The sequence below is a fragment of the Streptococcus mitis ATCC 6249 genome (assembly GCF_000146585.1).
GTDB lineage: Bacteria > Bacillota > Bacilli > Lactobacillales > Streptococcaceae > Streptococcus > Streptococcus mitis_AZ.
On record NZ_GL397179.1, the window covers coordinates 229967 to 237549 of the forward strand.

General features: G+C 38.3%; 3 protein-coding genes. All 3 read left to right on the forward strand.

The features are described 5' to 3' along the window. Nucleotides 1-597 precede the first annotated feature (597 nt). Entirely contained in the window at nt 598-2283 is a 1686-nt protein-coding gene (locus HMPREF8571_RS03115; protein WP_025168422.1) for an alpha-L-fucosidase, read from the forward strand. A gap of 100 nt (nt 2284-2383) precedes the next feature. Next, the gene (locus HMPREF8571_RS11390; RefSeq protein WP_000175248.1) at nt 2384-2548 is read left to right on the forward strand and encodes a hypothetical protein; all 165 of its coding nucleotides are present in this window, start codon (nt 2384-2386) and stop codon (nt 2546-2548) included. A gap of 548 nt (nt 2549-3096) precedes the next feature. Next, the coding region (locus HMPREF8571_RS03125) for a DUF1542 domain-containing protein (protein ID WP_000400393.1) at nt 3097-7583 on the forward strand (4487 nt) is incomplete at its 3' end.

Genomic DNA, 7583 nt, shown 5'->3' on the forward strand with positions numbered 1-7583 from the left:
GGATAGAAAACAAAGATAAAATGGATATACATACAATAATACGAATAGAAAAATTTTTAAAATTTTATATTAAATTTTATGATTTGAGATGAAAAAATTACTTTCATGCATAGAATTAATAAGGGATTTGGCTGAGGTTGTAATTGAAAGAATAATGGTAAATTATATGAAATCTATCTGAAAAGCCTTTCTTACGGAAAGTGTAAAATGTATATTGTACAAATTATAGAATCTTTTCTGAGTATTTAGGAAGATAGCCTTGTCTTATTGACGCTACCTAGATTTTTTGTTATAGTCAACGAGGTAACAACTAGGAAGAATGGGTTATTCACAAGTTGTGGATAAGTCTGGGGAGAGCAGGACATTCAGTTAGTAACCTAGAGCTATCTTGAGAATAGTATCGGCAACTAGTAACGAGCTAGTTTTCTAGTAGAAATCGTATCGCAGTGGGGATTTGAGCAGGCTGCCTAAGGGTGATAGTTTCAAAGTCTAAGAGCTGGAGTTTGGGAAAGCTAATTTTTAGGCAGGTTTTCTTATCCACAACCTGTGGATAACTTTGGGAACAAGAGAAATAATCAGAGAAAGAGATATGAGATGATGACAAAAATAAAACCGCATGGACCATTACCAAGTCAGGCCCAGCTAGCTTATCTGGGAGATGAGCTAGCAGCCTTTATCCACTTCGGTCCTAATACCTTTTATGACCAAGAATGGGGAACAGGTCAGGAGGAGCCTGAGCGCTTTAATCCGACCAAGTTGGATGCGCGTGAGTGGGTTCGAGTGCTCAAAGAAACAGGTTTTAAAAAACTGATTTTGGTGGTCAAGCACCATGATGGTTTTGTCCTCTACCCGACAGCACATACAGACTATTCGGTCAAGGCTAGTCCTTGGAGGAAAGGAGCGGGGGACTTGCTCCTTGAAGTTTCCCAAGCTGCAACTGAGTTTGACATGGATATGGGAGTTTATTTATCTCCTTGGGATGCCCATAGTCCCCTCTATCATGTGGACCGAGAAGCAGACTACAATGCCTATTATCTGGCACAGCTGGAGGAAATCTTATCAAGTTCTAACTATGGAAATGGAGGGAAATTTGCTGAGGTCTGGATGGATGGTGCCAGAGGAGAGGGCGCTCAAAAGGTCAATTATGAGTTTGAGACTTGGTTTGAAACCATTCGTGAACTGCAGGGCGATTGCTTGATTTTTTCAACAGAAGGAACCAGTATCCGCTGGATTGGCAATGAACGAGGGTATGCAGGTGATCCACTGTGGCAAAAGGTGAATCCTGACAAACTAGGAACAGAAGCAGAGCTGGACTATCTTCAGCACGGAGATTCCTCAGGCACGATTTTTTCAATCGGTGAGGCAGATGTTTCCCTTCGGCCGGGTTGGTTTTACCATGAGGATCAGGATCCCAAGTCTCTTGAGGAATTGGTCGAAATCTACTTTCACTCGGTGGGCCGGGGAACTCCACTCTTGCTCAATATTCCGCCGAATCAAGATGGGCTATTTGATGCAAAGGATATTGAACGCCTTTATGAATTTGCGGCTTATCGCAATGAGCTCTATAAAGAAGATTTGGCTCGGGGAAGCAAGGTATCTGGTCCGGCTCTATCAGAAGACTTTGCCTGTCATCATCTGACAGATGGACTGGAGACCAGCTCTTGGGCAAGCGATGCAGACTTGCCAATCCATTTAGAACTCGACTTAGGGTCACCTAAAACTTTTGATGTAATTGAGTTAAGAGAAGATTTGAAGCTAGGGCAACGAATCGCTGCTTTTCATGTGCAAGTAGAGGTGGATGGTGTCTGGCAGGAATTTGGCATGGGCTTTACAGTTGGTCATAAGCGTCTCCTGCGAGGTCCGCTAGTAGAGGCACAGAAGGTGTGTGTGATGATTACAGAGGCACAATATATGCCTGTATTGACCAAGATTTCCCTCTATAAAACTCCTAGCTTATCAAAAACAGAAGTTATTCAAGGACTAGCATTTGCAGAAAAAAGTCTAGCTGTGACAAAGGGAGAGATTCTTCATTTTGGGATTGAACGTAGCGAAAGTAGTACTCCTTTGGAGGCTAAGATTTCGATTCAACCGGGGACTGGTGTGCATGGTGTCGCCTATCAGGACGAGATTCAAGTCCTTGCGTTTCAAGATGGGGAAAGCAAAAAAGATTTGACCATACCAACCCTGTATTTTGCTGCTGATAAGACCTTGGATTTCTATCTGAATCTGACTGTTGATGGACAGCTGATTGATCAAGCTCATATTTTAGTTGAAACGAGATAAAACATCTTCACAATCCATTTCCTTTCCGAATAAATAGATAGAACCATCGAATCTAGTAAAATTAGATTTAAAACTGTGGTATAATAAGAGGAGGAAATGGATGACTTTAAGACATCCGGGCATCAGCCCAACCAATGATTTGGTAGCTAAGAAAATTTTCAGCAATCCAGAAATTACTTGTCAATTTATCCGCGATATGCTGGACTTACCAGCCAAAAATGTAACCATTTTGGAGGGAAGCAACATTCCCGTCTTGCCTTCCTAGATATGGTTCGTAAGCATCTTTTGATAGCTGAGGTTGCAAGTGAGCAATTGGGCATGACCGTTGCTGAGTTTGAGGCTTTACTATAAATGAGAATGGGGACATGTTATCAAATTAGATAGCATGTTTTATTTTTGGCTAATAGTCAATGCTTGTTTTTAAACTTACTCTGATTCTAATTATATATATGTAAAATCTTCTGCAATTAAGTATAAATCGCACTAAAATACAACAGTATAATATTGTGGTTAAATATATATATAAGAGTAAAAAAATGCAAAATCAAACTATCTGAAAATTACCTACTTTCTCAAAATATTTTTTTTTGGGGGGGAGAAACTTTGAAGTTACAAAGTTTGTATGCTCAAAATATTTTTTTGGCGAAATTTTAAAGTTAAAAAGTTTGCATAAAAGTTTGCATATATATTGAAAATAGAGTAGAATACAAGTGTAGGTTTCTACATGCATAAGAGAATATCGCTTATTCGTTTTAAGTAATAAATTTTATTATGTAGAAGCTAAATCAACTAATTCCAAAAAAGGAGAAAAAAATGGAACACAAAAATCCCATGAGTCGTGTTGAACGTCTGCACCGTGAAAAGGTCACGCGTTACTCGATCCGTAAATATAGTTTTGGGGCGGCTAGTGTAGCGGTTGCTGCTCTCTTCATGTTCTTAGGTAATGGAGCTGTATCTGTTCAAGCGGATCAAATCCAACCTGGAGACACAGTTACTGCTCAGCCAGCAACTCCAGCTTTGGACAAAAAGCAACTTGAAAGCTACATTTCAGAAATTGAAACAAAACTTTCTAACGGTTCTTACGATAACAAAACGGAAGAAAGTGTTGCAGTATTAAAAGCTGAACTAGAATCTGCAAAAGCTACATTAGCGAACGCAACTACTCAAGCTGAACTAAAAACAGCTTACAGCAAACTTGTCACTACAGCTAACTCTAAATTAAAAAACAAACCTGTAGAGAAAAAAGAAACTCCAGCAGTAGATACAACTGAAGGCAAAGAAACTGTAGGTAAAAAAGCAGAAAACACTGAGAAAAAACCAGAATCTAATTCAATCGAAAATACCGGTTCAAAAGACGAACGCAACGGTAAAGCGATGGATAAAGAGAATGCTTTTAGAGCGGAGACAACTGAAACTCAAGGTAATTTTACTTATTCTATGGAGTATTCTAATGGAAAAGAAATTTACCTTTATAATGAAGAAGACGCAGATGTCAATATTACAGTTAACTCAACAGCCGGAAAAATCAAAAGAGCAACAGTTAAAGCTGGAAGTGGTCAGTTCACACTAAGTTCGAAAAGTAAAGCAGCGATAGCTTATGCGAAAGGTCAAAGCTCATATAATCCTCCAGAAGAAGAAGTTGAAATAGATGATTTTGGTTGGAGTTATCATCAAACACTAACTGAAACTCAAGGTCCAGTAACAATTAAAATCACTGGTAAACCAAATGACAAGTTTAAAGGACTTGAACCTTACAAAAAAACTGAAGATCAGCGAGCAGTATTAGGAGCAAGATATCTAGAACTTGAAGATTCTACTGGGGCTAAACTGCCTGGAGGTAGCAAGCCATCAGCTCCTGGTTATTTCAACTTAGTTGTTAAGTCTCAAACATATAAATATGATATTCAACCAGTAGCAGAGGAGAATAAAGTTGCTGTTGCAGATATCAACAACTTAACTCCAACTGATATTAACAAAATCAAAGAGAAAATTAAGATTCAATATTCTGATAAAGCAACAACAGAAGATGCTCGACTAGCTTCTAAAAAAGGAGAAGTCTTAGCAGATAGATCTACAGTAGTGAAAGAAGTCGCTGTTGCCAACGGAATAGTTACTGTTACGTATAATGACGAGTCAGTAGATACTACTGCAGTTGCAGATGTAGCACGCACTAACCCAGTACCAACAGTAGAACTTCCATACTCAAATGCTGACAAACGTCAAATCTACGTTTACACAAGAGAAAACACAGATTTAACATTCACAGGTAAAGACGAAACAACAGTTAAAGACTTGTACCTACGTGGACCAGGTGATGTTGGAAATGATAATGCTGCAGCGTACGGATTCACAACAGGTAAGATTGATAACGGTGCCGTTACAAACGGAGAAGGAACAGTATCTGCTGATAAGAGAACAGCAACTATCAAGATGACAGGTGTTACAACTCTTAAAGCTCCAAACCAATGGACAAGTTTTATTGAAGCTAAAGATAGTGATGGTGCCAAATCGATGACAGGTGCAAACTATGATGCTTCAACTGATAATGCAGTACGTCAACAAAAACCAGGATATGTTCAGTTCATCGTTAAAAACCAAACATCTAAATATGACATTGCAGCTCCAACAGAAAAAGTTGCTGTAACAGATCCAGCTAACGTAACAGAAGCAGAATTAGAGAAAATCAAAGAAAAACTACAAATTGAGTACTCTAATAACAATGATGATGCTAACTTAGCTGACAAAAAAGGTAAAACTGTAGATGCTGAAGATGCTAAGACTAAGATTGCCTCAGTAACAAAAGATGACCAAGGAAATCTTGTAGTAACATACACAGACGGTTCAAAAGACACAAGACCATTATCAGAGTTTGTAACTTTAGACAAACAACCAGCTATCGATGAGATTAATAAAGCAGCTGAGAAGCAAATTGATGCTATTAATAAAACTCCAAATGCTACTGATGAAGAAAAACAAGCTGCAATTGACAAAGTAAATGCTGATAAGAAAAAAGCTCTTGATGAAATAGCGAAACCTGAAGTTACAACAAAAGATGCTCTTGATAAAGCTCAAACAGCAGGAACTGATGCAATCGCAGCGGATAACCCAGTAGTAGCGAAAAAAGATGCAGCTAAAGCGGATGTAGAAGCAGCGCGTAAAGCAAAAGCAGATGCTATTAATGCAGATAAAAACTTGAGCCAAGCAGAAAAAGATGCAGCTATCGCTAAAATTAATAAAGCGGCAGAAGATGCAACAAAAGCAATTGATGCAGCAACGACAGATGCAGCTGTAGATACAGCGAAAAATACTGGAACTACAGAATTCGGTAAAGTTAACCCAATCGCAAAAGAAAATGCAAAAGAAGCTATTGCGAATGCATTAACAGCTAAAAATAAAGAAATTGATGATCGCGCTGATTTAACTCAAGCTGAGAAAGATGCAGCAAAAGCAGAAGCTAAGAAATTAGCAGATGCAGAACTTGCAAAAGTTGATGCTCAACCTGATAACGCAGAAACAGCAGATGCAGCGGCAGCAGCTCAAAAACTTGTTAATAATGCAGAAGATAAGGGTGTAGCAGATGTAACATCAGTATACCCAATTGCTAAAGAACAAGCTAAACAAGCAGTGGCAGATGAACTAGCTAAAAAAGAAGCAGAAATCGATGCTCGTACAGACTTAACACAAGAAGAAAAAGACGCAGCTAAGAAAGAAGCACAAGCTAAAGCAAAAGCAGCAACAGATGCGATTAATGCCCAACCAGCTATTGCTGATTCTGAAGATAAAGCAACAGCAGCACAACAAGCGGTAGATGCAGCTAAAAATACTGGAGTTTCAGAAGTTAAAGCTGTGAATCCAGAAGCGAAAGCTAAGCCAGCAGCGAAAAAAGCAATTGACGAAGCATTAAAAGCTAAAGAAGCGGAAATCGATGCTCGTACTGACTTAACAGACGAAGAAAAAACAGCAGCGAAAGCAGAAGCGAAAGCAGCAGCTGACAAAGCAAAAGAAAATGTAGATAAAGCAACAACAGATGCAGCAGTAAAAGAAGCAGAAACTGCAGGAGTATCAGAAGTTAAAGCAATTAACCCAGAAGCGAAAGCTAAGCCAGCAGCGAAAAAAGCAATTGATGAAAAACTAGCAGAGCAATTAAAAGCGATTGAAAACACACTTGATGCAACTGATGAGGAAAAAGCAGAAGCAATTCAAAAAGCTAATGATGCTGCAGAACAAGCAAAACAAGCAATAGATGATGCTAAAACAGATGCAGAGGTAAATACTGCAAAAGAAACAGGTGTATCAGAAATTGAAAAAGCTCTTCCAGTAGTTGAAGATAAACCAAATGCTCGTAAAGCAATCGACGAAGAAGCAAAAGCTAAAAAAGCAGAAATCGATGCTCGTACCGATTTCTCTCCTAAAGCTAAAGAAGTATTAAAAGCTAAAGTAGATAAAGTTGCAGAAAAAGCTAAAGAAGCAATCGATGCAGTAAGCAGTGTAGTTGATGTTAATGTAATAGAAGAAGCGGATAAAAAAGCGATTAGATCAATTGGGGGTATAAATAGACCGGTTGATAAGGTTCTAGTGAAAGATCCAACCCAGTTATCTGATGAAGAAAAAGCTAAACTCTTAGAAGAAGTTAAAAAAGTTAATCCAACAGCCAAAGAAGTTAAATATAACAAAGATGGAAATATTGAAGTAACTACAGAAAATGGTGATAAAGGAATAATTATACCAACCAAATTAGTGAAAACTGAGGACCAGTTAGATAACGGTAAAGGTGGAAATGACATTAACAAACCACTTGATAAAGTTATCGTAAAAGATCCATCGAACTTAACTGACGAAGAGAAAGCTAAGATTGTTGCTAAAGTTGAAGAGGTAAATCCAGATGCTATAGTAACAATAGATGAAAATGGAACTGTTTCTGTGTCTACTCCAGAAGGTAGAACTTCGGCAATTCCAGTATCAGAATTAGTAAGAACTAAAGAAGATACAGAAAAAGCAGGAGCAGGTAACTCTAATATTGTGAAACCAGCAGATAAGATTGTTGGTGAAGGAAATGATCCAGATGATCAAGCTAAAGCAGAGGAGAAATTAAGAGAATTAAACCCTGAGACTAAATCTGTTAAATTTGACGAAAATGGTAATGCGACAGTTACACTAAAAGATGGAACTACTGCAACAATCCCAGTGGAAGATTTATTCAGATCAGAAACTGATGCAACTAAACCAAATGCAGGAAACGACGTAGTTAAACCAGCGGACAAAACAGTAGTAGCAAATAAAGATGCCCTAACTCCAGAAGA

Excerpts from the sequence above, each read along its gene's own strand:
- HMPREF8571_RS03115 (WP_025168422.1), top strand. The coding sequence starts at position 598 with ATGACAAAAATAAAACCGCATGGACCATTACCAAGTCAGGCCCAGCTA.
- HMPREF8571_RS11390 (WP_000175248.1), top strand. The coding sequence starts at position 2,384 with ATGACTTTAAGACATCCGGGCATCAGCCCAACCAATGATTTGGTAGCT.